The sequence below is a fragment of the Corynebacterium segmentosum genome (assembly GCF_900637825.1).
Lineage (GTDB): Bacteria > Actinomycetota > Actinomycetes > Mycobacteriales > Mycobacteriaceae > Corynebacterium > Corynebacterium accolens.
Map to the genome: position 1 here is coordinate 2,060,714 of NZ_LR134408.1, position 26,856 is coordinate 2,087,569.

23 protein-coding genes are annotated in these 26,856 nt (G+C 61.4%); 15 read left to right on the forward strand and 8 right to left on the reverse strand.

What is annotated here, in order from left to right; genetic code table 11:
• Positions 1-44: 44 nt before the first annotated feature.
• On the forward strand, positions 45-518 hold the full coding sequence (locus EL217_RS09825) for an inorganic diphosphatase (protein WP_023017995.1): 474 nt from the start codon (positions 45-47) through the stop codon (positions 516-518).
• Between the two features lie 267 nt (positions 519-785).
• Positions 786-1,616, forward strand: a complete 831-nt coding sequence (locus EL217_RS09830; RefSeq protein WP_005279489.1) for a DUF559 domain-containing protein — start codon at positions 786-788, stop codon at positions 1,614-1,616.
• A gap of 116 nt (positions 1,617-1,732) precedes the next feature.
• On the opposite strand, the gene EL217_RS09835 is transcribed toward EL217_RS09830, so the two are convergent.
• Both EL217_RS09835 and EL217_RS09840 read right to left on the reverse strand, forming a co-directional pair.
• A complete protein-coding gene (locus EL217_RS09835; RefSeq protein WP_126319828.1) occupies positions 1,733-3,133 on the reverse strand; it encodes an FtsX-like permease family protein in 1,401 nt (466 codons plus the stop codon).
• Positions 3,130-3,816 (reverse strand): ABC transporter ATP-binding protein, encoded by a 687-nt coding sequence (locus EL217_RS09840; RefSeq protein ID WP_126319830.1) that lies wholly within the window; start codon positions 3,814-3,816, stop codon positions 3,130-3,132. Before EL217_RS09840 ends, EL217_RS09835 begins: the two co-directional genes overlap by 4 nt.
• Between EL217_RS09840 and EL217_RS09845 the strand changes: the two genes are divergently transcribed.
• The 6 genes from EL217_RS09845 to EL217_RS09870 all read left to right on the forward strand — a co-directional run bounded on the left by EL217_RS09845 (position 3,815) and on the right by EL217_RS09870 (position 10,965).
• Positions 3,815-4,624 carry a sensor histidine kinase gene (locus EL217_RS09845; RefSeq protein ID WP_232018285.1) on the forward strand — a complete coding sequence of 270 codons (810 nt, stop codon included), beginning with the start codon at positions 3,815-3,817 and terminating at the stop codon, positions 4,622-4,624. The two genes, EL217_RS09840 and EL217_RS09845, sit on opposite strands and share 2 nt — an antisense overlap.
• Complete coding sequence (locus tag EL217_RS09850; protein ID WP_126319831.1) at positions 4,621-5,289, forward strand: response regulator transcription factor; 669 nt, start codon at positions 4,621-4,623, stop codon at positions 5,287-5,289. Before EL217_RS09845 ends, EL217_RS09850 begins: the two co-directional genes overlap by 4 nt.
• Positions 5,290-5,313: 24 nt before the next feature.
• Complete coding sequence (locus tag EL217_RS09855) at positions 5,314-5,610, forward strand: rhodanese-like domain-containing protein (RefSeq protein WP_126319832.1); 297 nt, start codon at positions 5,314-5,316, stop codon at positions 5,608-5,610.
• A gap of 37 nt (positions 5,611-5,647) precedes the next feature.
• A complete protein-coding gene (locus tag EL217_RS09860; RefSeq protein ID WP_126319833.1) occupies positions 5,648-6,106 on the forward strand; it encodes a MarR family winged helix-turn-helix transcriptional regulator in 459 nt (152 codons plus the stop codon).
• A gap of 2 nt (positions 6,107-6,108) precedes the next feature.
• Positions 6,109-10,017, forward strand: a complete 3,909-nt coding sequence (locus EL217_RS09865) for a Pls/PosA family non-ribosomal peptide synthetase (protein WP_126319834.1) — start codon at positions 6,109-6,111, stop codon at positions 10,015-10,017.
• 156 nt (positions 10,018-10,173) lie between these two features.
• The gene (locus EL217_RS09870) at positions 10,174-10,965 is read left to right on the forward strand and encodes an Abi family protein (protein ID WP_023029258.1); all 792 of its coding nucleotides are present in this window, start codon (positions 10,174-10,176) and stop codon (positions 10,963-10,965) included.
• Between the two features lie 103 nt (positions 10,966-11,068).
• Here the strand turns inward: EL217_RS09870 and EL217_RS09875 are convergent, their stop codons facing one another.
• The 6 genes from EL217_RS09875 to EL217_RS09895 form a co-directional block, all read right to left on the reverse strand.
• Positions 11,069-12,217: an alpha/beta hydrolase gene (locus EL217_RS09875; protein WP_232018288.1), complete on the reverse strand. Its 1,149-nt coding sequence runs from the start codon at positions 12,215-12,217 to the stop codon at positions 11,069-11,071.
• A gap of 253 nt (positions 12,218-12,470) precedes the next feature.
• Complete coding sequence (gene ppk2, locus EL217_RS09880) at positions 12,471-13,370, reverse strand: polyphosphate kinase 2 (RefSeq protein WP_005279474.1); 900 nt, start codon at positions 13,368-13,370, stop codon at positions 12,471-12,473.
• A gap of 158 nt (positions 13,371-13,528) precedes the next feature.
• Positions 13,529-13,663 carry a hypothetical protein gene (locus EL217_RS11405; RefSeq protein ID WP_005284901.1) on the reverse strand — a complete coding sequence of 45 codons (135 nt, stop codon included), beginning with the start codon at positions 13,661-13,663 and terminating at the stop codon, positions 13,529-13,531.
• Positions 13,664-13,697: 34 nt separating this feature from the next.
• Positions 13,698-13,880, reverse strand: coding sequence for a hypothetical protein (locus EL217_RS09885; RefSeq protein WP_005284904.1), 183 nt, complete (start codon positions 13,878-13,880; stop codon positions 13,698-13,700).
• Positions 13,881-14,610: 730 nt separating this feature from the next.
• Positions 14,611-16,254, reverse strand: a complete 1,644-nt coding sequence (gene groL, locus EL217_RS09890; RefSeq protein WP_126319836.1) for a chaperonin GroEL — start codon at positions 16,252-16,254, stop codon at positions 14,611-14,613.
• A gap of 294 nt (positions 16,255-16,548) precedes the next feature.
• The gene (locus EL217_RS09895; protein WP_126319838.1) at positions 16,549-18,537 is read right to left on the reverse strand and encodes an OPT family oligopeptide transporter; all 1,989 of its coding nucleotides are present in this window, start codon (positions 18,535-18,537) and stop codon (positions 16,549-16,551) included.
• Between the two features lie 180 nt (positions 18,538-18,717).
• Between EL217_RS09895 and EL217_RS09900 the strand changes: the two genes are divergently transcribed.
• The 7 genes from EL217_RS09900 to EL217_RS09930 all read left to right on the forward strand — a co-directional run bounded on the left by EL217_RS09900 (position 18,718) and on the right by EL217_RS09930 (position 26,841).
• A complete protein-coding gene (locus EL217_RS09900; protein WP_126319840.1) occupies positions 18,718-20,085 on the forward strand; it encodes a dipeptidase in 1,368 nt (455 codons plus the stop codon).
• 246 nt (positions 20,086-20,331) lie between these two features.
• On the forward strand, positions 20,332-23,340 hold the full coding sequence (locus EL217_RS09905; RefSeq protein ID WP_126319842.1) for a Na+/H+ antiporter subunit A: 3,009 nt from the start codon (positions 20,332-20,334) through the stop codon (positions 23,338-23,340).
• Entirely contained in the window at positions 23,341-23,841 is a 501-nt protein-coding gene (locus tag EL217_RS09910) for a Na(+)/H(+) antiporter subunit C (protein ID WP_005279466.1), read from the forward strand. It begins immediately after the preceding gene.
• On the forward strand, positions 23,834-25,669 hold the full coding sequence (locus tag EL217_RS09915; protein ID WP_126319844.1) for a Na+/H+ antiporter subunit D: 1,836 nt from the start codon (positions 23,834-23,836) through the stop codon (positions 25,667-25,669). The genes EL217_RS09910 and EL217_RS09915 overlap by 8 nt, the downstream gene beginning before the upstream one ends.
• The gene (locus tag EL217_RS09920; protein WP_005279462.1) at positions 25,662-26,189 is read left to right on the forward strand and encodes a Na+/H+ antiporter subunit E; all 528 of its coding nucleotides are present in this window, start codon (positions 25,662-25,664) and stop codon (positions 26,187-26,189) included. The genes EL217_RS09915 and EL217_RS09920 overlap by 8 nt, the downstream gene beginning before the upstream one ends.
• Positions 26,189-26,464 (forward strand): monovalent cation/H+ antiporter complex subunit F, encoded by a 276-nt coding sequence (locus EL217_RS09925; protein ID WP_023018012.1) that lies wholly within the window; start codon positions 26,189-26,191, stop codon positions 26,462-26,464. Before EL217_RS09920 ends, EL217_RS09925 begins: the two co-directional genes overlap by 1 nt.
• Positions 26,461-26,841 (forward strand): monovalent cation/H(+) antiporter subunit G, encoded by a 381-nt coding sequence (locus tag EL217_RS09930; protein ID WP_005279458.1) that lies wholly within the window; start codon positions 26,461-26,463, stop codon positions 26,839-26,841. Before EL217_RS09925 ends, EL217_RS09930 begins: the two co-directional genes overlap by 4 nt.
• The last annotated feature ends 15 nt before the right edge of the window (positions 26,842-26,856 follow it).

The window sequence follows — 26,856 nt, forward strand, 5'->3', positions numbered from 1 at the left end:
TATTGACAGTAATTAACACCCAATCCCATATGGAGGACATCGCTGTGAGCGTTGAAGTAACCATTGAAATCCCAAAGGGCTCCCGCAATAAGTACGAGGTGGACCACGAGTCCGGCAAGGTCTACCTGGACCGCTACCTGTTCACCCCAATGGCCTACCCCGCCGACTACGGCTTCATCGACCACACGCTTGGCGAAGACGGCGACCCCCTCGACGCCCTCGTCATCCTCCCCGAGCCCGTTTTCCCTGGCGTCATCGTTGAAGCCCGCATCGTCGGCGTGTTCAAGATGACCGACGAGGCCGGCGGCGACGACAAGCTGCTCGCCGTCATCGATGACCCGCGCTGGGAGCGCTACCAGGACATCAACGATGTGGAACAGCACATCAAGGACGAAATCGAGCACTTCTTCGTGCACTACAAGGACCTCGAGCCCAACAAGGAAGTTTCCGGTTCCGGCTGGGGCGACAAGGCTGAGGCCGAGAAGATTCTGGAAGAGGCCAAGGCTCGCCTGAAGTAGGTCGCGGGGTTTGCGGGGGCTTCGGGGGCTTTAGGGCTCGGTCCGCGCTTTTGCGGGGCCGAGCTCGGCGTTTTAGGGCCGTGAAGTCTGTTTTGAGGCCCAGCTGATGCGTTTTGACAAATAGGCCGCGGAAACCGCGGGGTTTGAGGTCACTATTTGTTAAAACGCATCAAAACCCACCAACCAAGCACCCAACCGCGCTGAAAACCGCCCAACCGCGCCACACAACCTTCGTTTCGGGGGATCGAGGGAGATCGAGGGATACGAATGGAAATTTTTCGGGGGAAAAGTGCCGCTCAGCAAGCGGTACGCCACGGCGCCGTCCGGATCGCGAACGGCTTCTGCCTGTCAGAGGAACCGACGCCAAACCAGCTCGCGCGCATCATGAGCGAGGAGTGGCCGGATTGCGCGCTCGACGGTTACTCGGCCGCGCTCAAGCACGTCGAAAAGCCGCTGCGCTTTCCGCTGGAATTCCTGCGCAGCTCATCGCTGCCGTCGAGTAAGTACTTCACTTCGCGCCGCGCCCGGCCGAAGGGCGCGTTGACCTGGGACGGCGTCACCGTGTGCAATCCACTGCAGGCGGTCGAGGCGATGCCGGAGGATGATGCGGTCGCCTTCCTCGAGGACTTTTATTCCGGCAAAGATGGGGTCAGCCGGCTGGAGCTGAATAAGCTGGACTACCAGCGGTTTCCGCGGCCGGTAAAGCGTGCGTTGGACAGGGCGATCATCGGCACGGATAGCGTGCCGGAGCGCCAGTTAACGCGCGCCCTCGCGCCGCATTTCGCGGTCCAGAACAATATAAAAATAGGCCCCTACCACTGGGATCTGATGATTAAGGAGCACAAAATCGCCATCGAGGTCGATGGCTACGCCTACCACCGGGGCGAAAATCGCCGCCAGTTTGAGTTGGACAGGCACAAGCTTAACGATGCCGTCCATCGCGGCTGGAAGCCCCTCCACTTCACCGCAACGACGATTGACCACTACCCAGATTTCGTGGTGCAGCAGGTAATGGCCACGGCAAAGAATAAGCGACCCTTTGCGCGTCCTCCCTGGCAGTGGCACCGCTTGTGGCGGCATGAAAGCGCGCGGCGCTGAAGCAAGGCTGGCTCAACAGCTGACCAGCGCAAGGCCGGGCATAGGCCCAGCCGGGCCAGAGTCTGGGCCAGGGCCAAAACCCCAGAACCACAGCCCGGCGCGCCCGAGGAAACCGGCTATTCCTTGCGGCGGCCACTGCGGAGAACGTGACCGCGCAGGGGCTCGACGAGCGCGATGGCGAGGAAGGTCACCGCCCAGCCCACGGCGAGGAAGCTGAAGGAAATGAGGAGCCGTTCGGCGAGGTCGACGCCTTCGTCCCAGACGATGCTCAAGAACATTGTGCCGGCGATGCCGGCACCGAAGAGGAAACCGAAGATACTGAGCGCGACGATGGGTCCCATCACGGCGAGGGTGTTCGCGCGGAATTGGAAGCGGCGCGGCACGCCCATCAGGTCAAGGGAGCGAATGAGTTCTTTGTCCTCGAAGGCGGACGATACTTGGCCGAGGAAGATGGACATGCTGGTCAGCGCGAAGCCGAAGAGCAAGGTCAGGACGACCCCGGTGGAGACGTCTCGGAACACGATGCCCGTTTCTTGTTCTTCTTTCAGAGCGGTGGCAAGCGCATCGGTGCCATTGGGCGAGCCCATCAGGAAGCCGGCGAGGAAGCCGAAGAAGCCGATGGCCGCGCTTTGCCGCCAGGCGCGGCGGGCGTTGGCGCCCACGCGCTGGCAGGCTACGAGGTGCGCGGTGCCGGGGAGCAAAGCCAAAAGGCGCGCGCCGAGTTGCAGGAGGTAGGGCGCGACCAGGTTGATGCTCATGATCACCGCGAAGAGCGGGACGACCATGGAGATTTCGGGGGTACCGGATTGGCCTTTGAGCAGGACACCGCCGACGATGACGATGAGGAGGAAGGCGATGAGGCGCCACCATCGGAAAGCGGCGGGCATCTGGCGTTTAGCCACGCCGAGGGGGCTGACGCGCACGCGCCACATGCCAGCAAGGGCCGCAGCGAGGGCGAGGAGGAAAAGGACTGCGGCCACCGCGAGGTATCCCCACCAGGGCAGGATGATTTCCTCGAAGGCAACGGGGCGGTCCTGGAATTTCACGTGCGTGAAGACGGGGGCGATGAGCACGCTGATGAGCCAGCCCAGCACGATGCCGATGAGGGCTTGGAGGCCGGTCTCCACGGCGGCCATGCGCTCGACCTGGTGGGAGCTTAGGCCCAAAAGGCGGAGGGTGGACAGGCGCTGTTCCCGGCCGGAGGCGCCGAGGACCGCGGCCTGCGCGGTCAGGTTGAAGAGTGCGGGAACGATGAAGGCGCAGGCCATGAGCGCGAGGACGAACCAGGGCATGAAGTAGTTTTCCGGGTTTTCGCCGGCGGCGGCGCGCAGGGCGGGCACGGCGTCTTCTGGGTGATGAACGCGCTGCCAGAACATCCAGGTGCCGCCGGCGACGAGAAAGGCGATGGCAGAACCCAGCGTCAGGCTCACGATGGCCAGCACGCTGACAATGCCCGCACCGGAGCGGGCGCGGACGGATTCGCGTTGGAGACTGAGGACTAGGGTCGCGGTATTCATGGCTGCACCCCCAGGCGGCGGTCATCGTGAATGATGCCGTCGCGGATTTCCACGCGGCGCTGCATCCAGTCCGCCACCTTGGGGTCATGGGTGACCATGACCAGGCTGGCGCCGGATTGGCGCACGGTGGTGGTCAGCATCTGCATGACCTCGTGGCCGGTGGCTTGGTCGAGGGCGCCGGTGGGTTCATCGGCAAAGACGACGCCGGGGTTGGCCACGAGGGCGCGGGCGATGGTCACGCGCTGGGCCTGGCCGCCGGAGACTTGGGCGGGGCGGCGGTCCGCGAGGTCGCCGAGCCCGAGCTGGTCGAGCAGTGACAGCGCCTTCGAACGGGCCGCGCGCCGACCCAGCCCGTTGAGCATCGCGGGCAGCGCCACATTGTCCAGGTTGGTCAGTTCCGGCAAAAGCTGGCCGTCCTGGAAGACGAAGCCGAAGTGGCGGAGGCGGGTGCGGGAGCGGGCGGCATCGGAAAGCGTGGAGATGTCCGCGTCGCCGAAGCGGACGCTGCCGTCGGTGGGCGTGAGCACGCCGGACATGCAGTGCAGCAGCGTGGATTTGCCGGAGCCGGAGGGCCCCATGATGGCGACGAGCTCGCCCGGGGTGATGTCCAGGGTGATGCCGGCCAGCACGGGGCCGCCGCCGAAATCCTTCGTGATGTCGTGGAGGGAAAGTGTCTGTGTCATGCTGTTCATTTCACCGTGCCGGGCGTGCTATTCCTACAGCGCTAAGGATACTTTCCCGGTAGTGCTAGCTTTACCCCTGCCTGGGGCGCGCGCGATTAGGCTTGGGGGCGTGATTTTCAGCAAGAAGCAGGCCACCAGCAATGAGGAGCGGCAGGCGCGGGTCATCGCGGAGCTGACGGCCTCGCGCCGCGCGATCGCGGATGCCTACGAGGTAGAGCGCGCCCGCATCGAGCGGGATCTGCACGATGGCGCGCAGCAATATTTGGTGGCGGCCAGCATGAAGCTCGGTGAGGCCCTGCTGGATGCCACCGGCACCGAGGCCGAGCTGCTCACCGCCGCGAAGCAGGACGTGGATCGCGGCCTGCGTTCGCTGCGCGCGACGGTGCACGGCATTCACCCGCAGGTCCTCCAGGATCACGGTTTGGTGGCCGCGCTTGCCGATGCCGCCTCCGCCCACGGCCCCCACGTCAGCGTCTACGCCCCACACCCGTTGCCGCGGCTTTCCGCCAGCGTGCTGGCCTGCGGTTATTTCTTTGGCACCGAGGCGCTGACCAATGCCGCCAAGCACGCGCCCGGCGCGCCGGTTTCGGTGCTCATCACCTCGGATGCGGCGCTGCGCATCTCGGTTGTGGATGAGGGCCCGGGCGGAGCGCAGGTGGAGCCGGGGCGCGGGCTGGCCGGCATGGCCGAGCGGCTGGCGGCCTTTGGCGGGGAGATGTCGCTGTCCTCGCCGGAGGGAGGCCCAACGCGGGTAAGGTGCACGATTCCGCTCCTTTTGGAGCGCGGGCAGACGGGAGTATCAGCATGAGTGGATTAAGGATTGTGATTGCGGATGATTCCGCGATCCTGCGCGAGGGGCTCGCCGGGCTCTTGGAGCGCCGTGGCCACGAGATTGTAGGCAGGGCGGGAACGGCGGTGGAGCTGGAGGGCGTCATCGGCAAGCTGAGTGCCCAGTTGCCGGACGTGGTGATAACGGATGTGCGCATGCCGCCGGAGATGGGCGATGATGGGCTGAAGGCGGCGGTGGCGCTGCGCCGGGCTTATCCGGGCCTGCCGGTGATGGTGTTATCGCAGTACGTGGCGCCGGCGTATGCGGTGGCGCTGTTTGATTCCCCGGATGCGGGCACTGGGTATTTGCTCAAGGATCGCGTTTCGGAGGTGCGCGATTTCTTGGCCAGCCTCGAGGTGGTGGCCCAGGGCGGCACGGTCATCGATCCGACGGTGGCGCAAGCCCTGATGCGCTCCGGGCGCAGCGGGTTGGGCGAGCTGAGCCCGCGCGAGCGCGAGGTCCTGGAGCTGATGTCGCGCGGGAAGTCCAATAAGGATATCGCCGCCGAGCTGGTGCTCTCGAATGCCGCGGTGGCCAAGCACGTGTCCAATATCTTTACCAAACTGCGCCTAGACCCCAGCGAGGATAACCGCCGCGTGAAGGCGATCTTGCAGTACCTGTCCGCGGCCACCTACGGCGGCTAGCGCGCGGCACGTAGACTGCGGGGTATGCAAAACGTACAGCCAACCGAAGTTCCCGCAGGCGCGCAGCTTATCGATGTGCGCGAAAACGACGAATGGGCCACCGTGCACGCGCAGGGTGCCACCCATATTCCCATGAGTGAGATAACGGGTCGCATCCAGGAAATCGACCCGGACCGCGATATTTATGTCATCTGCCACTCGGGCGGGCGCAGCGCGCAGGTCTGCCAGTATCTGGAACACGCCCTGGGCTGGGATGTTATTAATGTCGAGGGCGGTACCAACCAGTGGGAGGCGGATGGCCTGCCAGTTATCCGCAATTAATTGGCCTTTACCCATCTTTTAAGATTATGATGATGGTATGTCTTCCACTAATAATTCCGGCATACCAACCTCCCTGCTCGAATCCCCGTCCTTCCAGCTAGAGCGCCTGCGCCGCCGCACCCGCGATGGCGTCGAGGCGGCCCTGCAGACCAAGCAGACCACCATCCGCGAGTTCTGGGTGCTCACCTGCCTCGTGGAGGCGGATGCCGCCTCCCAGTCCTTCCTGTCTGAGACCTTGGCCATCGACGCCTCCGATATGGTGCGGCTTATTGATGCCCTCGAGGACCGCGGCTGGGCCAAGCGCGAGCGCGATCCCAAGGACCGCCGCCGCCAAATCGTCGCGTGCACCAAGAAGGGCACCAAGACCCACAAGGACTTGACGGAGCTCGTAGCCAACGCCGAGGATGACGCGCTCGACGTATCCACCAATAAGCAGCTCAAGCACCTGCGCAAGCTGGCCAAGGCCATCATCGCCGCGGACGAGGACGAGGCATAAGGATGGACGAGCCCGAAGAGTGTAGTAGACCTAGCGTCCCGCAGCAGTACCTCCTGCGCGATCTGGCCCCGCGCCCGCGCACGCTGTGGGACATCATTACCACCACCGCGGAGATCCACCCGGAAGCCGCCGCGCTTGACGATGGCGAAATCATCACCTACGCCGAACTCGTCCACGAGGTCCAACTGTGGGCCACGGAGCTGCACGTCAATGGCGTGCGCCGGGGCGATCGCATCGGCATCCGGATGACGTCTGGCAAGCGGGATCTCTACCTTGCCATCCTGTCCACCCTGGCCGCGGGTGCGGCCTACGTGCCGGTGGACGCAGACGATCCGGATGAGCGCGCGGAGATGGTCTTCGGCGAGGCCGATATCGATGGCCTGTTTAGCGATGACGGCTTCCGCTTCCTGCGCGAACACCCGCGCCACGCGGCAGAGGGCGTCGAGGCCCCGCGGCCCGAAGACACCGCGTGGATCATCTTTACCTCTGGTTCCACGGGCAAGCCAAAGGGCGTGGCCGTCAGCCACCGCTCGGCGGCCGCCTTCGTGGACGCGGAGGCCAGCCTCTTCCTCATCGATCATCCCCACGGCCCGCTAGGTCCAGAAGACCGCGTGCTAGCTGGGCTTTCGGTTGCCTTCGACGCATCCTGTGAAGAGATGTGGCTGGCCTGGGGCCACGGCGGTTGCCTGGTCCCGGCTCCGCGTTCCTTGGTGCGGTCCGGCATGGACCTCGGCCCGTGGCTGATTCGCCGCGATATCACCGTCGTCTCCACGGTTCCCACCCTGGCGGGCCTGTGGCCTGCGGAGGCGCTGGATAATATCCGCCTGCTCATCGTCGGCGGCGAGGCCTGCTCCCAAGAATTGGTGGACCGCCTGGCCACCGAAGACCGTGAGATGTGGAATACCTACGGCCCCACGGAGGCCACGGTCGTCGCCTGCGCGCAACGGATGATCCCGGGGCACGCGGTATCAATCGGGCTGCCGCTGAATGGGTGGGATTTGGTGGTCATCGATAAGCAGGGCCAGCCCGTTGGCTTGGGCGAGACCGGCGAATTGGTCATCGGTGGCGTGGGCCTGGCCAGCTACCTGGACCCGCAGAAGGATGCGGAGAAATACGCGCCGCTGGAATCCATGGGCTGGCAGCGCGCTTACCGCACCGGTGACCACGTGCGCCTGGAAGAAGACGGCCTGTACTTTGTGGGCCGCGTGGATGACCAGGTAAAGATTGGCGGACGCCGCATTGAGCTGGGTGAGGTCGACGCAAATGTCGCCGCGCTGGATAACGTCTACAACTCCGCCGTGGCCGTGCAAAAGACCCCCGGCGGTGAATCCGTGCTGGTGGGGTACGTCTCGCTGGAAGATGAGGCGCGCGGTTTTAACCACGGCGTGGCCCACGAACGCCTGGCGGAAACCATGCCTGCGGCGCTGGTCCCGCGCATCTGCGTGATGGATAAGCTGCCGGTGCGCACCTCCGGCAAGGTGGATAAGAAGGCGCTGCCGTGGCCGCTGCCCGGCGTCGGCGTGGAATCGACCACGCTGACAGAGACCGAGAAGTGGCTGGCCGAGCTCTGGGTCGAGACCCTCGGTGTATCCGTGGAGGATGAGAACGCCGATTTCTTCGACCTTGGCGGCACTTCCCTGGCCGCGGCGACGCTGGTGGGCCACATCCGCGATCGCTACCCCACCGTGGCCGTGCGCGATCTCTATGATCACCCACGTCTTGGTTCGCTGGCAGAACTTATCGCCGGCGCCGAACCGCGCCCCGCGGCGGAGCAACAGAAACCGCTGCGCGAGGTCACCCCCGTGGGCGCTAAGACCCGCATGGCCCAAACGCTACTGCAGATCCCCGCCATGACGCTGGCGGCGACCACCTGGCTGGCCTGGCTCATGCTGGGCTCGACCGTGGCCTCCGCCTTGGGCGTTAATTGGGCACAGTCCTTCCCGTGGTGGCTGGTCATCGCGCTGGTGCTCATCTTTGCCACGCCGCTGGGGCGCCTCCCCATCGGTGGCTTTGGCGCGCGCCTGATTACCGCCGGCATCACGCCCGGCGATTACCCGCGCGGCGGTTCGATCCACCTGCGCATTTGGGCCGCGGAGCGGTGGGCCGATGCCTCGGGATCGCGCTCCATTGCGGGCGCCACCTGGGTCAATAACTACGCCCGCGCCCTAGGCGTGAAGATGAAGCGCGGCGTGGATCTACACTCGCTGCCACCGGTGACGGGCCTGCTCACCCTGGGCAAGCACGCCGCGGTGGAACTGGAGGTCGATCTCACCGGCTACTGGCTGGACGGCGACGTCCTCCACGTCGGCGCCATCGACATCAAGGAAGGCGCCCGCGTAGGCGCGCGCTCCACCCTGCTCCCTGGCACCGTGGTGGGCAAGTACGCCCACGTGGAGGCGGGTTCCACCGTCACCGGCCGCAAGAAGATCAAGGACGGCCAGCGCTGGTCCGGCTCGCCCGCCAAGAAGGTGGGCCGCTCCAAGCACCGCTTCCCCTCCAAGCCGCCAAAGCGCCACCCCTGGTGGGTGGCCATTTACGGTGCGACCTCTCTCTTCCTGGCCGCGCAGCCGCTCATCGCGCTGCTTATCGGCGCCATCGTGGATTTAGCACTGGTGCATTCCACCTCCGGCAACCGCTTCATCGGCGCGGTGCTTTTCGCTCCCCTTGCGGCGCTTGCGGCCTTTGCCACCTACATGCTGCAGACCTGGCTGGGCGTGCGCATCCTGTCCATCGGCATCTCACCCGGCGTGAACCCGGTGCGCTCTGCCGCCGGTTGGCGCCTGTGGGCCATCGAGCGCCTCATGGATGAGGCCCGCACGCAGCTCTTCCCGCTCTACGCCTCGCAGCTGACCCCGCGGTGGCTGCGCGCTTTGGGCGCGCGCATTGGCAAGGACGTGGAGATTTCCACCGCCGTGATGATCCCCGCACTCACGGACGTCAAAGACGGCGCCTTCCTTGCCGATGACACCATGATCGGCGGCTACGAGCTCGGCGGCGGGTGGATACACACCGGGGAGGCCAAGGTGGGCAAGCGCTCCTTCGTGGGCAACTCCGGAATTACCGCACCTGGGCGCAAGCTTTCCAAGAACTCCCTGGTTGCGGTGTTATCTTCCACCCCGAAGAAGACCAAGTCCGGCGCCAACTGGTGGGGTTCCCCACCAGAGCGCATGCGGCGCGTTACCGCGCAGATCGATGCCCCCGCTGAGTCCGCCGAGGCCCTGACCTATAACCCGGGGTTCAAGCTCAAGGCCGCCCGCGGCATCGTAGAGACCATGCGCCTGCTCGCGCCGATGTTCTCGGCCATGCTGCTCGCCGCCACCCTGGGGACGCTGTATTACCTGCTTGCCGATGTCGGCTTCCTCACCACCTGGGCACTTTCCGGCCTCGTGCTCATGGCAATGGGCGCTATCGCCATGGCCGTGACCATCGCCGTGAAGTGGATCTGCGTGGGCAGGCACAGCGCGGCCGACCACCCGCTGTGGAGCGCCTTCGTCTGGCTCAATGAGCTGCAAGATACCTTCGTAGAGGTCGTCGCCGCCCCGTGGTTCTTCCAGCACACCTACGGCACAGGAGAGATCAACCTGGGCCTGCGGGGGCTGGGCGTGGACATTGGCAAGGGCGCCTGGATCGATTCCTACTGGTTCCCCGAAACCGATCTCTGCCACGTCGGCGCCGGTGCCTCCGTGGGGCCCGGCACCGTGGTGCAGACCCACCTCTTCCAGGACCGCGTGATGAGCCTGGATACCGTCACCATCGAGGCCGGCTCCACGCTCGCCTCCCACTCGGTGGCGCTACCCGCCTCGCTCATTGGTAAATCCAGCACCGTCGGCCCCGGTTCCCTGGTCATGCGCGGCGACCGCGTCCCCGCCAACGCCACCTGGCAGGGCAACCCCATTGAGCCGTGGGGATAGCCCACGCCTGGATCCGGAGTTATGTAAGCAAAAGACCCCTCCTCAGCCAAGCCGCTGAACGGTTGACCACCACGAGGAGGGGAATACTATACCGAGTATAATCGGACGTGCCGCCTCAATCAAAAATATTTTTAAAGAGCCTTTAAGTTGGTAGCCATGAGTAGTAAACGGATTAAAAAAGAGTGGTTATCAGAAAACAGGTTGGAGCCCTACCTTACAAAAACTGGTGGATCCACAGATAAGGCTTTTGAGCTCTACGAACTCGATCGCCACCTTAGTGCTTCCCTTTTTCATGAGATAGCCTTCATCGAAGTAGCATTACGTAACTCAGTTTCTGGATATCTCAGCTCCGAATACGGAGATGATTGGTATTGCAAGCTCGAGATGGGGTTCGATAAACGGGTTCGAGACAATATCACAGAAGCATGGAATAGCCTGCCAACAGACTTCACCAAGAATACCGAACGAAGCAAAAGGCTGGGAGGACGGGTCATTGCTGCTTCCATGTTTAGAACTTGGACAAATATCCTCGATACAGGAGGCTCCACGGGCTTACCAGCCCCTTTCAACAATGCTGATCATGACAGAATTTGGTCCCGCCAAGCCTTAATTTCTGTCTTTCCAGGTGCGAATTCAGTAGCTCGGAAGAAAGATCCTGAATTTTCCACTCACGGTCTGACCCGTAAGTGGGTTCATTCCAAAATCCTCGAGATAAAGAAAATTAGAAATAGGGTTGCGCATCACGAGTCTGTAGTCCTTCGCGGCATCCCTGTCACGGGCACAGATACTCGATTACGGCCTAGAGAATGCCACGAGGCCTGCCAAGATGTAGCAGCGATGTTGGACCGTGATTTAGCCTCTTACCTCACGGAAAACCTGCCCACAACAGCAATTCTCACCGAGTTGGACACCTTCTACGCAAGTCTAAATAATTCAAACAAATCATAAATGACCCACCTTCCCTAGGCCGCTAAAGCCTAAGTACCAACCCAACGACAGGGAAAGCAGGTCATTGTGTGCCGGGCCTATTAAACCCGAGACACGCTATCTTCTACACGTGGCGGTCCAGCCAATCCACAACGGTATCGAGGGCCTGATCAGCGGCGGGCTCGTTAAATACCTCGTGCTTCTGGCCCTCCCAGTTGATGTATTCCACATCTTCAGAGGAAATGGAGTTGTACCAGTCCTGGGAGAAGTACGGCGGAACAATGCCGTCCTTGGTGCCGTGCATGATAAGCGTCGGCGCGGTGAACAAGTCCGCATTGACGGCATCATAGGTTGCAATAGCACCCAGCTGCAGCGCGGTACCGGCGCTGGTCTTCTGCGCGATAAGCGGGCTGGTAGCGTACTCGTCCTTCACGGCCTGGCTGGTGGAAATGCCCTCCGTGAACGGGTTAGACAACATGACCTTCTTAGAAAGCTCCGGCGACTGCGCACCAATGTGGGTGCGGTGCGGGATTAGGTTCTGCGCGTAGTTGGCGTTAAAGCTGGTGATATCCGCCAGCGGCAGGCGCTCGAACAGGGTGGGGTCGAGCTGCTTTTGCACCTCAGAAATTTCTTCTGGGGTGACGGTCTGGCCGGTTGCCTTCTTACCGGAAAGGTTCAATGGTGCACCGCCACCATTGGTGATGATGCCATCGACCTTGCCAGGTTCACGGATACCGTACGCCTGCACGGTCAGAGAGCCCATGGAGTGACCCAACAGGAAGGTCTTTACATTGGGGTGCTCGCCCTTGGCCATATCGACGACGCGGTCGAAGTCATTGAGGATGTACTGGAAGTTATCAATGTGCCCCAGCGGCGTGCTGCCGGATGCAGATTTACCGTGTCCACGGTGGTCCAGGCGGTAGACGTTGTATCCGGCATCCAGCAGGCGCTTGGCCACGTAGTCATAGCGACCAGAGTGTTCGGAGACACCGTGGGCCAATACGACATTGCCGCGCGGGTTTTCTACCAGCTGCTTGCGGTAGTAGATCTTCACGCCTTCGCCATCGTGGCTATCAAAGTAGCCGTCTTCATCGGCGATCTGTTTATCAGACACCGTCGAGCGGCCAAGCACGTCGGTCTTATCGGCCGCTGCCTCAGCGGCTGGTTCACCGCCACCCGCAAATGCGGTAGCAGTGAGTGTTCCCGATACTGCAATCGGTGCCATGGATACAGCGGTAGCGGTAGCCAAGACACACAGTTTCTTCCTTATCATGTACATACTCCTTAGATGTGGGTTATGCCACGCATACGGGCAAGATGACTCTTAGGTCACCCTAATAGTAGTTTTCTCGGGAACGTAATTCAAGAAGTTTTTAATTATGGCTGATGTTTCTTTAAGCAATAGCCCCCAAATCACGGTCCAACCCCAGCTAAGACTAAGCCACCACAGAAGCCGTAGACACAGCAAAGCTGGAAGACCGACTATCACGATCTTCCCGCCGAAAAAGCGCTAGGCCTTAAAGCTACTAATCACCAATCTGGTCGCGCCCACGCTTAACAATGTTCGTGTCCGGCTCCCCCACCAATTCATGGTCCTTGTTGGTGTACTCGAATTTCGAGAGCACATAGCGCATCGCATTGACACGAGCGCGCTTCTTGTCATTGGACTTGATGGTAATCCACGGCGATTCTTCCGTATCCGTATAGCGGAACTGCTCTTCCTTCGCGCGCGTGTAGTCATCCCACTTATCCAGGGAAGCCAGGTCCATCGGCGAGAGCTTCCACTGGCGCACCGGATCAATCTGGCGGATGGCAAAGCGCGTGCGCTGTTCCTTCCTAGTAACCGAGAACCACAGCTTGGTCAGCGAGATACCCGATCCTAAGAGCATATTTTCCAGCATGGGGACCTCACGCAGGAACTCTGCGTGCTGAGACTCAGTGCAAAAGCCCATAACCCGTTCCACACCGGAGCGGTTGTACCAGGAGCGGTCAAAAAAGACGATCTCTCCCGCAGCAGGGAAATGCTCGATATAGCGCTGGAAGTACCACGACGTGGATTCGCGCGGTGAAGGCTTCTCCAAAGCCACGGTGCGCGCACCACGGGGGTTCAGGTGCTCATTAAAGCGCTTGATGGTACCGCCCTTGCCAGCAGCATCGCGGCCCTCAAACAGGATAATGTGGCGCTGGCCGGTTTCCTTGGTCCAGTTCTGCCACTTCAAAAGCTCAATCTGCAGCGAGCGCTTAATGGTGTCGTATTCATCGCGCGTCATGCGCTCGTCATAAGGATAATTCTCGCGCCACGTTTCCACGGGAGAACCATCCGGCATGATCAGCGACGGATCGTCTTCATCCGCTCCATCGACGACAAAGCCGTCTGTCTTTGCAAGGTCAATCTCAGGGAGTTCATCGTCTTTAATATCAGCCATGCACTTAGTGTAACCCGTTCGATGGCTTCTAGCGCGCCAAAAGGCAACGCCGCCCCTGCATACAGGTATATAAAACAGAAAACGAAAAATGGCCTACTCCAACCGGAGTAGGCCATTCTACTTCAGGAGCTTTATAAGCTCACTTTAGAAGGCTGTTCTTACTGGAACATGCCGAGCAGCTGGGAAACGCCCTTAGCGATGTCGATGTAAGGCTCGACGAAGTTGTAGAAGCCCTCGAACACATGGGCAGCTGCAGAGTAGATGTTAGAGATGTCGCTGGAAAGAGTCTGCATGTTTTTCTCCTCAGATTATAGGGATTTTAGTGAATTACTTGGAAGACAGGGAAGATGCGGCGTGGAAGTTCTCAGCACCGTCAACAATCAAGTCACGGACGGTAGCGAAGCCCTCTTTAATGCCGACGAGGGAATCCAGGCCCTTAACGACATTGTTCCAGCCTTCCCAGGTGTTAACAAAGTTGTCCAGGTGCATCTGAATGGTGGAGAGGTCCATATTTGAACTCCTAAAGTATGTTCCGAAGCTTTTTGCCCCGGAGGGGGTTTGCAGTTTGCAGACACCCTCAGTGGGCGTCACAAGAGATATTTTGGCACAACTTCGATTGAAAGCAAGTCCACTTCGCGGAAAATTTTTGACTTTTTCAATTTACGCTGAGATGGTGCTGTCTTTTATATAAGCACATAATGGAATTTATGACATCCATCCAAAGCTCTGAGCTGCAGTTTTAAAATCTCCACACAGCGGTTTAGTTAAATTCGGGTGAACACTGTAACGCTCAAGGGTGCAAATGGCGATAAATATCGCCTCCCCGAGACGCTAAGCTAGTCAGAACTTTCTTCCACCTATCACCCACCCAAGCACCCACATCAAGGGGTAGTGTGACGCATGTGGCTGGTGTTATTAGGTAAGGGAACGCTTACTTAGCCTCAATGTCCTAGTTTTCAGCGCCCCATGACAAAGCCGTCACCCCTTAAGAAAGACGTCAATGACTAGCGTTTTCGTCGTTTATGTCGCGATTTCGATGCATTTTCATCGTCCCCTAACACGGCAAACTTACAAAATGCCTTAGACACGCCGAAGCGCCCCTCCATTGTGCGGTATATGCACATTGGAGGGGCGCATTGACACTTAACGTGCCCCACTGAGGCGTTGACGCGTAAATCTCTTATATCGCCTGAGAGGCCTATATAAGGGCTATACGGCAGGCTTTCTAGGCTCTCTTGGTTTAGAAGCCCATGCCGCCCATAGCGTCAGCGTCAGGCATAGCGTTGTTGGAGCCGGCAGGCTCTGGCTTATCGGCTACAACGGCCTCGGTGGTCAGGAACAGTGCTGCAATGGACGCAGCGTTCTGCAGTGCGGAGCGGGTGACCTTAACCGGGTCATTGATGCCGGATTCCATGAGGTTGACGTACTCACCGGTGGCGGCGTTGAGGCCCTCGCCGGCAGACAGGCCGGAGACCTTGTCGGCCACCACGCCAGGCTCGAGGCCAGCGTTGTGAGCGATCTGCTTCAGCGGTGCGGACAGTGCCTCGCGGACGATCTTTACACCGGTTGCCTCGTCGCCTTCGGCCTCAATGGAGTCAAGAACGGAAGCGGCCTGCAGCAGGGCAACGCCACCGCCGGCAACGATGCCTTCTTCCACGGCTGCCTTGGCGTTGCGCACGGCATCCTCGATGCGGTGCTTGCGTTCCTTAAGCTCAACCTCGGTGGCGGCACCGACCTTGAGCACGGCCACCCCGCCGGAGAGCTTAGCCAGACGCTCCTGCAGCTTCTCGCGGTCGTAATCGGAATCGGAGTTCTCGATCTCGGCGCGGATCTGCTTGATGCGGCCATCGATCTGCTCCTGGGTGCCAGCACCCTGGACGATGGTGGTCTCATCCTTGGTGACAACGACCTTGCGTGCCTGGCCCAGGTACTCGAGCTCGGCGGTCTCGAGGGAGAGGCCAACTTCTTCGGAGATGACCTGGCCGCCGGTCAGGATGGCCATGTCCTGCAGGGTGGCCTTGCGGCGGTCACCGAAGCCCGGAGCCTTCACGGCAACGGACTTGAAGGTGCCGCGGATCTTGTTAACCACGAGGGTGGACAGGGCTTCGCCCTCAACGTCCTCGGCGATGATCAGCAGCGGCTTGCCGGACTGCATGACCTTCTCCAGCAGCGGGACGAGGTCCTTGATATTGGAGATCTTGGAGGACACCAGCAGGATGTAGGGATCCTCAAGGACTGCCTCCTGGCGCTCCATATCGGTAGCGAAGTAGCCGGAAATGTAGCCCTTATCAAAGCGCATGCCCTCGGTAACCTCGAGGTCAACGCCGAAGGTGTTGGACTCTTCCACGGTGATAACGGAATCCTTGTTTACGGAACCGTTGCCCACGGTGTACATTGCCTCAGCGATCTTCTCACCAATTGCTGGATCCGCAGCGGAAATACCAGCGGTGGTAGCGATCTGCTCCTGGGTTTCTACTTCCTTTGCGGAAGACAGCAGGGAGTCCACAACCTTCTTGGTAGCGGTCTCGATGCCACGCTTGATGCCCATGGGGTTGGAGCCTGCAGCTACGTTGCGCAGACCCTCACGCACGAGTGCCTGTGCCAGAACGGTTGCGGTGGTGGTGCCGTCGCCGGCGACGTCATCGGTCTTCTTGGCAACTTCCTTGACCAGCTCGGCGCCGATCTTCTCGTAAGCATCCTCGAGCTCGATTTCGCGAGCGATGGAAACGCCGTCATTGGTAATGGTCGGCGCGCCCCAGGACTTTTCTAAGACGACGTTGCGGCCCTTGGGGCCGAGGGTGACCTTGACTGCGTCAGCCAGAGTATTCAGGCCGCGCTCAAGGCCGCGGCGGGCCTCTTCATCAAAAGCGATAATCTTTGCCATAGTGTTTGTGCTCCTTGGATTTATTGAGGACGACACTCACGTCTTTCTCGCTGCGGACGCCCGCGACGGCATGGCTGGTGAGTGTGGACCAACCTCAACCACAACGATGGAGATTTATCTAGCACTCATTCTGTGCGAGTGCTAACGACTATTCTGGCACTCTCCTACCCCGACTGCAAGGTGCAACGCGCTTGCCTCTAGCGATCTTGCGCCTCCCGCAGAGGCGCCAGATGTAGACGTACATATCCGTATATATAAGGAAGCGTCCTACTGCGCGGCCGCCGCAGCCTTGTCCTAGTTGTCGGTCTGCTCAGGGGCTTGCACCTTGCGCGCGGTCCAGCGGTAGATGAAGCTCAGCGCAGCGATAAACAGGACGATGCCAAGCACCGTCGCGGAGGTACCGCCGGAAAAGACCTCCAGCGGGCTATCCCCGCCGGAGCCGGCGATGATGGCGGCATTGACCACACCGAAGAGGGACTCGCCCACGATGAGGCCGGTGGCCAACAGCGTGCCCATGCGCTTGGCAAACTCCGGGCGGGATTGGCGTGCGGCCCACTTATTATAAAAGGTACCCAGGATGGCGCCGATGGGAATGACGATGGTCAGTGCTGCGGGCAAGTACATGCCCATGCCGACGGCAAGCGGAGACAGCGAGCCCTTGGAAGTGAACTTGTGCAGGCACTCGTCCACGATGATGAGAACGGCACCGATGCCCATGCCGGTAAAGATGAGGCTCCAGTTCAGCGAATTTTCAAAAATGCCGGAGGCCACCGAGGACATCAGGGCGGCCTGCGGGGCAGCAAGGGCATCCTCGCCGGCGCCTTCCATACCCTGGAAACCGAATCCGGTGAGCATGAGCTGCAGGATGGGCGGGATCACCAGGGAGCCGAAGACCACACCGATGATCAGCGCCACCTGCTGTTTCCACGGGGTAGCGCCAACCAGCTGGCCGGTCTTTAAATCCTGCAGGTTGTCATTGGAAATGGTGGCGATGCCAAAGACGATGGCCGCGGTAAAGAGCGTATAGGCCACCAGGGAGAGCGGCTCCGCGCTGCTGCCGCGGGTCACGGCCGCGATGACTAACGATGCAGTAAGCACCGCGATCACGCCAATGGAGGAAATCGGCGAGTTGGAGGCACCGATCAAACCAGCCATATAACCGCACACGGAGGCAATGATTAGGCCAACCAGCAGGGTAAAGACCACAGAGACGGTAATGAGCACCACCATGTGGTCATGGATATCGGTACCCTGCACGAAGTCCCAGAGCAAGAGCGCGATGGGAACCATCAGCACCACGATGGTGGTTACCACATAAGGGAAGGGAATATCGCGCTCGGTGACGTCGACCGTGCCACCGGATTTGCGGGTGCGCGAAGAGGCCAAGGACTGGCGAATGCCCACGGTAATCGGCCCGGCGATCTTGATCAGCGTCCAGATGGCGGCAATGGCCATGGTGCCCACGCCGATGAACCGGATGTCATCGGCGAAGGTGGGATCGACGACATCGGCAAGCGCGGCAGCAGGCCCCACATCACCCGTGGTGCGGATGGGCAGCAGGACGAAGTAGGAGATGACCACGCCGACCAGCATTGCAATGCCCACCGGCAGGCCCACCAGGTGGCCCACGCCAATGAGCGCGGTGGACAGGCTCGCGCCCAGCGTGGTGGCGCCGGAGCCGAGCTTGAAATAGGTAGACACCTCGGCGGCCGCGGCCTTCATCGAGGTCAATAACGCCATCGCGGCGGAGACCAGGCCACCGACGACGATGACGCGCAGGCCCTTGGCATTCTCCCCGTGGCTGGAGTCGTCGCCAGTCTCATCGCCCACGCGGAGGACCTCCGCGGCGGCAACACCTTCCGGATAAGGGAGATCGGAACCGGTGACCAGCGCGCGGCGCAGCGGGATGGAATACATCACGCCCAGCACACCGCCGATGATGCACACGCCTGCGGTTTTGAAGAATCCAAAGCCTTGCCAATAGCCCACCATGACCAGGCCGGGCAGAACGAAGATGATGGCGGACAACGTGCCTGCAGCCGAGGCAATGGTCTGCACAATGTTGTTTTCTTTGATGTTGTGCCCGGCAAACCGGCGCAGCACCGCCATGGAAATCACGGCGGCGGGGATGGAGGTGGCAAACGTCAGGCCCACCTTCAGGCCCAGGTAGACGTTGGCGGCGGTAAAAATGAGGGTAATCAGGCCGCCGATGATGACTCCACGCAGGGTCAACTCGGGCAGACTGGCCTGCGAACCGGCGGCGGGAGCTTGCGTAGACGCCATGCCAGGTCCTTTCTAGTATTGCTTTACTGTTTTTTAATCTCAACCATCTTCGCGTCGGCCACCGGAAGGTACCTGGCGGGAAGATGGGGAAAATTCTAGGCCACCGCCGCCCCGTGTACCTATTCCGTTTATTTTATGGCTTACTTTATGGCCCGCGCACGGCAGGGTACCGTGGAGTGCATGACAAATATCATTGACAGCGTACGCAGTGACCGCGACACCATCTTCCGCCAGCTCAGCGAGCTCGTTGCATTCAACTCCGTGCACAATGAGCCGGGCTTGGAAGACCAGGCCCAGGACGCGAGCCAGTGGGTGAAGGCCGCGCTGGAAGAAGCCGGGGCAACGGTAGAAACCATCGAGACCACCGATGGCTCCACCGCCATTTTGGGCGAGCGCAAGGGCGAAGAAGGCGCCAAGACCGTACTGCTCTACTCGCACTACGACGTGGTCCCCGCCGGTGACCGCGCGGCGTGGGAGGCTGATCCCTTCACCTTGACCGAGCGCGAGTCCGCCGATGGTAGCACCCGCTGGTACGGCCGCGGCGCGGCAGATTGCAAGGGCAATGTGGCCATGCACTTGGCGGCCTTGCGCGCCCTCGAGGCCAATGGCGGCACCAAGGTGAACCTCAAGTACCTCATCGAAGGCTCTGAAGAGCGCGGCGGCGAGGGCCTGTCCCAGCTCATCAAGGACCGCCCGGAGCTTTTCGCTGCCGATGCCATCCTGATCGCGGATGCCGGCAATGCCGCGGTGGGCCAGCCCACCTTGACCACCTCCCTGCGCGGCGGCGCGCAGATTGAGGTCGAGGTCAATACCCTGGCCGCGCCCGTGCACTCCGGCCAATTCGGCGGCGCGGCCCCGGATGCGGTGAAGGCGCTGATGCGCACGCTGGATTCGCTCACGGATGAGTACGGCCGCACCACCATCGATGGCGTGGATACCAGCGCCCACTGGCAGGGCCAGGAATACCCGGCCGAGGCCTTCCGCGGCGATGCGCAGCTGCTCGAGGGCACCGAGATCATGGGGTCCAAGGACCCAGAGGGCGCTACCCCGGTGGCGGATATGGTGTGGTCCCGCCCGGCCATTTCCGTAACCGGCTTTACCTCTACCCCGGTGGCTGAGGCCGTCAACGCCGTTCCCGCTACCGCGGCGGCCAAGCTGAATCTGCGCGTTCCAGCAGGCACCGATGCCCGCGCCATCGGCGAGGCCGTCTGCGAGCACGTGAAGAACCACGCCCCGTGGGGCGCGCACGTCAAGGCTGAGGTCGTGGAGGCCAATGCCGGTTTCTCTACCGACCCGAAAAAGCCCGCCGTCGCACTATTGGGCCACTGCCTCTCCGAGGCTTACGGCAAGGACACCGCAGCCCAAGGCATGGGCGGTTCCATCCCGCTGACCACCGAGCTGCAAGAGGCACACCCCAACGCGGAAATCGCCCTCTACGGCGTGGAGGAGCCCAAGTGCACCATCCACTCCGCCAATGAGTCCGTCGATCCCACCGAGATCGAACACGTCGCCGCCGCGGAGGCTCTTTTCTTGCAGCGCTACGCTTAAAAAAGCGCGCAACGGCGGCATATAATACTGTGCACGAAAAGTAATCTTTCGAAGTTGTGGAAAAACCGGTAAACTTTTGACGAGTTGACCCCGTTTCCGGCCACGCTACTTGCACAAGTGGGACAGTTCGTACTCGGCCGAGTGCGAACTGTCTTGGTGTGTATATGCTCCCGGCGCATATGCCCCACGCACCGCGGCACCGAGGGTCTGAGAACTTGACACAACCTAAGGAGCGCAGATTCCAACGTGCTAATACTTCTGGGTGCCCTCATCGTTGCCACCGTGGTTGCACCGCTGCTCATCATGAATGTGGGCCGCCCAGCCTTTGGTTTATTGGCAATAGTTCCCGGTGTCGGTTTCGTGTGGACCCTCGCGCACTTTGCCCGGGGCACCTTCCGCGATGGCGGCACGCTGAATTACACCATCGAGTGGATGCCGGCCGCGCACCTCGCCGTGGATCTGCGCATGGATGCCCTAGGCGGGCTCTTTAGCCTCATTATTTTGGGCATGGGCGCTCTGGTCCTGCTGTATTGCTGGGGCTATTTCGATTCCACGCGCCGCCGCCTTGCCATGTTCGCCGGCCAAATGGTGGGCTTTGCCACCGCCATGTTTGGGCTTGTGGCCTCCGATAGCCTGCTGCTCATGTACGTCTTCTGGGAGATCACCTCCCTCTTGTCGTACCTGTTGGTCAGCTACTATGCCGAGCGCGCCTCTTCGCGCCGCGCCGCGCAGCAAGCCCTGATGGTCACCGTCTTGGGCGGGTTATCCATGCTGATGGGCATCTGCCTGCTCGGACGGCAGACTGGGGCGTGGACGTTTAGTGAAATCCACGCCTACGATCACTTCCCCCAAACCCCATACGTCACCGTCGCCATCGTGCTCATCCTGGTCGGTGCGCTGACCAAATCCGCCATCGTGCCGGCGCACTTCTGGCTTCCTGGTGCCATGGCAGCACCGACGCCGGTCTCGGCGTACCTGCACTCCGCCGCCATGGTCAAGGCCGGAATCTACCTGGTCGCGCGCCTGGCACCGGATATGTACGAGGTGGCCACCTGGCACCTCGTGGTCATTTCCTTAGGCGTCTTTACCATGCTCCTCGGCGGTTGGATGGCGCTGAAGCAAAAGGACCTCAAGCTCATTTTGGCCTATGGCACGGTCTCCCAGCTGGGCTTTATTACCTCCATCGTGGCGGTTGGCTCCCGGGAGGCCATGCAGGCGGGCCTGGCGCTGACCTTTGCCCACTCGCTCTTTAAGGCCGCACTGTTCATGGTGGTCGGCGCCATCGATCACTGCTCAGGCACGCGCGATATTACGAAGCTATCCGGCCTCGGCCGCAGGCAGCCCTTCCTTTACGGCATCGCCCTAATCTCCGCCCTATCCATGGCGGGCGTTCCCCCGCTCTTTGGTTTTGTGTCCAAGGAGGCCGTGCTGGAATCCACCATGCACGAAGAGCTGCTCATTGGCATGCCACGCAATATGATCCTGGTGGCCTATGTGGCAGGTTCCATCCTCACCATGGCCTATGCCCTGCGCTTTTTGTGGGGTGCCTTTGCCTCCAAGAACCTCCCAGACGATAGAGACGGCGTCTCTAAGGCCGTAGCCACGATGCACAAGGTCAACGTGGGCCTGTGGCTGGCCCCAGCCGTGCTCACCGCGCTGACCATCGCGCTCGGCCTCGCGCCGCAGGCGCTCTCGACGGCCATCGATCAGCACCTCGATTCCACTTTCGGGGCAGGCGAGCACCACGGCCTGGCACTCTGGCACGGGTGGTCGGTGACCTTGGGCGTATCCGCCATCATCATCATGGCCGGCATCATCGTCCACTGGCGCCGCCAGGTGCTGGAGCAATGGCAGTTTGCGTACCCCGCGCTTGGCGATGCCGACGCCGTCTACGACAAGGTCATTTCCACCCTGCGCAAGCTCTCCCTGCGCACCACGGCCGTTACCCAGCGCGGTTCGCTGCAGCTCAACCTGACCGTCATCTTCGCCACCCTCATGGTGCTGCCGCTGACCATGTTGATTACCGGTGATCTCACGGATATCCGCATGGTGGTTGCAGAAAACCCCTGGCAGGTCATCGCCGCCATCCTCATGATGGTGGCCGCCATCGCCGCCACGGTGACCGATAATCGTCTCTCTGCCGTCATCATCGTCGGCATTACCGGTTATTCCTTGTCCTTCGTCTTTGCCATCCACGGTGCCCCGGACTTGGCGCTGACCCAGCTGCTCACAGAAACCATCATCATGGTGCTCTTCATGCTGGTGCTGCGCCGCATCCCGGCCTCCACCGAATGGAAGCAGGACCCGAAGATGGGCCGCCTTCGCGCCTGGCTCTCCGTCGGCACCGGCCTGACCGTCACCATCGTGGCGATGTTCGCCATCAACGCGCGCTCGGCCGAGCCCATCTCGCAGTACATGCCGGAGCTGGCAAAGGAGATTGGCCACGGCGCCAATGCCGTCAACGTCTTGCTGGTGGACCTGCGCGCCTGGGATACCTTTGGTGAGATCACGGTGATCATCATCGCCGCGCTCGGCGTGGCCTCCCTGATTTATCGCACCCAATCCTTCTCTAGGGATAGCCGCCGGCCCACCCTGCAGGTCACCGGCCGGCGCTGGCTGGCCGCGGGCGCGGAATCGGAGCAGGCGCTCAACCGCTCGCTGATGATCGATGTCTCCACCCGCGTGCTCTTCCCCTCCATGATGGCGCTGTCGTTCTACTTCTTCTTTGCCGGGCACAATGCGCCAGGCGGCGGCTTCGCCGGTGGCCTTGTGGCCGCGCTCGCGCTCATCCTGCGCTACCTGGCCGGTGGCCGCGCAGAGCTCGACGAGGCCCTGCCCATCGATGCCGGGCGCACCATGGGCGCTGGTCTCTCCTTCTCCGCCCTGGCGGTGGTGGTGCCGATGTTCTTTGGCCACCCGCCGCTTACCAGCGGATATACCTCGCCCGAGATCCCGCTTATCGGCGCGGTCTCGCTGCCTTCGGCGCTGGTCTTTGACTTGGGCGTCTACCTCATCGTCGTGGGGCTCACGCTCTACGTGCTCAGCTCGCTCGGCGCCAAGCTGGATGAGGAAGAAGAAATGCGTAAGCAGCGCGCCCGCGACCGCGCCCGTTCCCTTGCGCGGAAGAACCGGGAGCGCAGCACCAAGCAGAAGGCCCAACGAGCGCAAAAACAAGAGAAGAAACAAGAAAAGGTACCAGCCGCAACGAGCCCCTCCGGCACAGATTCCGGGGACAACGCAGGAAAGGAGAAATAAATGCAAGCCAACCTCTTCCTCCTGCTCGCCGCCGGAGTGATGGTTTCTGCGGGCATCTACCTCTTGCTCGACCGCGCCATGACCAAGATGCTGCTCGGGCTGCTCTTGCTGGGCAATGGCGCCAACCTCTTCATGCTGCAGGCCGGTGGCCCGGCGGGCTCACCGCCCATCGATGGCCGCGAGGCCCAGCCTTATGGCAGCGATATTGCGGATCCACTTACCCAAGCGATGATTCTTACCGCCATCGTCATTTCCATGGCGCTGACGGCCTTCATCCTCACCTTGGCCTACCGCCAGTACCGCTACCGCACCGCCGACGTCATTGAAGATGACGCCGAAGACACCGCGATTGCCGCCAAGGCCTCCAAGCCCGGTAATGCCGCGGCGAGCGCGGATCATGATGCCTCCAATGACCCCGCCACTGGGCGCGCCACCAAGGAAGGCGATAATTTCGGCCCCGAGTCCTTCGAGGAGCCAGTGAAGGGAGCCGAAGATGACTGAGCCATTCCACCAGGCGGCCGAGGCGATGTACCCGTACGTCGGTGCGCTTATCCCGCTGCCGGTTATCATCCCGGCGGTGGCCGCAGCGCTCTCGCTGCTTTTTGCCCGCATGCCTAATGTGCAGCGCCAGATCGCCTTTTTCTCCCTGCTGATTACAGCCGCGGTGAACGCGAGCCTGATCATAATAGTGGATTTCCATGGCATACAGACCCTGCAAATTGGCGGCTGGGACGCCCCAGTGGGTATTACATTGGTAGCGGACCGGCTCTCCACGATGATCCTCTTTACCTCCTCCGTGGTGCTGTTCTCCGTCATTTGGTACGCCATTTCCCAGGGTGTGCGCGATGGCACCAAGGACGAACCGGTCGCGGTCTTCTTGCCCACCTACATGTTGCTGACCATGGGTGTGAATATCTCGTTCTTGGCCGGCGACTTGTTTAACCTGTACGTCGGCTTTGAGGTCTTCCTCGTCGCCTCGTACGTGCTGTTGACCTTGGGGGCATCGGCAGGCCGCGTGCGCGCCGGCGTGGGTTATGTGATGGTCTCGATGGCCTCATCCATGATCTTCCTGCTGGCGCTGGCATATGTCTATGCCTCCGTCGGCACCATGAACATGGCGCAGATTGGCCAGCGCATGCAGGACATCCCGGAGGGCACCCGCACAGCCATCTTCGCCACCTTGCTCGTGGCCTTTGGCATTAAGGCCGCGGTGGTGCCGCTGGCCGCCTGGCTGCCGGACTCCTACCCCACCGCGCCCTCGCTGGTGACGGCCGTCTTCGCCGGCCTGCTCACCAAGGTCGGTGTATACGCGATCATCCGCGCGCGCACGTCCATCTTTACCAATGGTGGCCTCGATACCGTGCTGATGTGGGTGGCGCTGGCCACCATGCTGGTGGGCATCCTGGGTGCCATCGCGCAGACCGATATTAAGCGTCTGCTGTCCTTTACCCTGGTCAGCCACATCGGTTATATGATTTTCGGCGTCTCCTTGGGCACCGCCCAGGGGCTATCCGGCGCCATTTTCTACGCCATCCACCACATTCTGGTGCAGACCGCGCTCTTCTTGGTCGTCGGCCTCATCGAGCGCCAGGCCGGTACGTCCTCGCTGCGGCGCCTGGGCTCGCTGATGTATTCCGCCCCGCTTATCGCCGTGCTGTATTTCATCCCGGCCATCAACCTGGGCGGCGTACCGCCGTTCTCTGGTTTCTTGGGCAAGATCATCCTCATTCAGGCAGGCGCCAATGAAGGCTCCTGGCTGGCATGGGTGCTTATCGGTGGCGCACTGGTGACCTCGCTGCTGACTCTTTATGTCATGATGCTGGTCTGGGCCAAGGGCTTCCAGCGCGACCGCGCCGATGCCCCCGAGGGTAACGTCGCCCTGGCTCGCCCCGCCCCGCTTTCCGATATCACCGATGAGGTCGAGTTCTCCTCCCGCCAGGACGTCGGCCGGGTGCCGTTCGGCATGGTGGGCGCCACAGCGCTGCTAGTCATCGCCTCGACCTCGATTACCTTCCTAGCCGGCCCGATTTCCGGCATTACTTCCCGCGCGGCCGAATCCGCGCAGGATACCTCCATTTATCAGTACGCCGTATTGGGCGAAAACGCCGATAACCCCACTCGGCACCTTGATCAGAAGGAGCGCTACGAAGGCGGCGCGGACTCCTACAAAGAGCGCAGCCACCTGCTGCCGGATCCAGACCCGGCCCACGAGCCGAAATCCACCACGCCGGAGACACCGACTTCGAAGACGCCGAGCGAGGATGCGCCGGGGAAATCAGGGGCATCGGAAAGCCCTACGCCAGTAAAGAAGGAGGCCCGCGATGACTAAGAGCCGCTTTGCCGGTGTGCGCTACCGTTTCCGGCCGTGGTTTACCGTCTGGATCACGGTCATGTGGTGCATGCTCATGGGCGAAATCACGGTAGGCAATGTGGTCGGCGGCCTCCTCGTCGCCCTGGTCATCGTCTTTGCCCTGCCGCTGCCGGCGATGCCCATTGCCGGCGTCGAGGTCGCGTGGGGCAAATTCTTCCGCTACATGCTCCGCTGGTTCTGGGAGCTGTTTTACGCCTCCCTCAAGGTGGGCTGGCTCGCCTCAAGGCCGCAGCCGCTGCCCAAGACCGCCATCCTGGAATTGCCGATGCGCCTAGAAAATGAGTTCATCCTCTCCCTTGCCGTGACGCTATATAACCTGCAGCCGGGTGGAACGGTGACGGATATTGACATCGCCAATCGCATGATCACCATCCACATCCTGGATGCCCGGGATGAGGCGCAGATCCAGCGCGAAATCGATGCCGTATCCCGCCTAGAATCTTCCATGATCGAGATCTTTGAAAGGAGCCACCCATAATGGATCCGCAGATCTATCACGCCATCCTGCTGGTTCCCGCATTCCTGCTGTGGGTCTCCGTATTAATTACCGTCTGGCGCATTATCACCGGGCCCAACTCCCTCGACCGGCTGGTGGGAATGGACGGTTTTACCGCCATGTTCCAATGCGCGCTGGCGACCTATATGTGCTGGTCGTTAGATACCTCCGTGGTCTCAGCCATGCTGGTTATCGCACTGCTCGGCTTCATTTCCACCGTCTCCGTTACCAGGTTTAGGAAGAGGGATAACCAATGAGTTGGTCTTTAATCGCCGATATCCTCTCGCTCATCCTCGTCATCAGCGGCAGCCTGCTCATCCTCGCCGCCGCCATTGGCCTGGCGCGCTTTAAGGACACGATGTCCCGCGTGCATGCCGTGAGCAAGCCGCAGACCACCGGGCTCATCCTCACCATCATGGGTGCGTTCATCCGCATCACCGGGGCAGAATCATTCAGTATGGCCGAGCGTGGTGATTTGGGTATGCTTATTTTGCTGGTACTGTTTGCGATGTTTACCAGCCCGGTGACCGCGCAGCGCACCTCACGTATCGCACGCCGTGAAGGCCTGTACGGTTCCGAGGAATCGATGTCGCGCAATGACCGCCCCGCCGGCCGTTCGCTGCGCCGCAAATAGGAGGCACCTTTAACC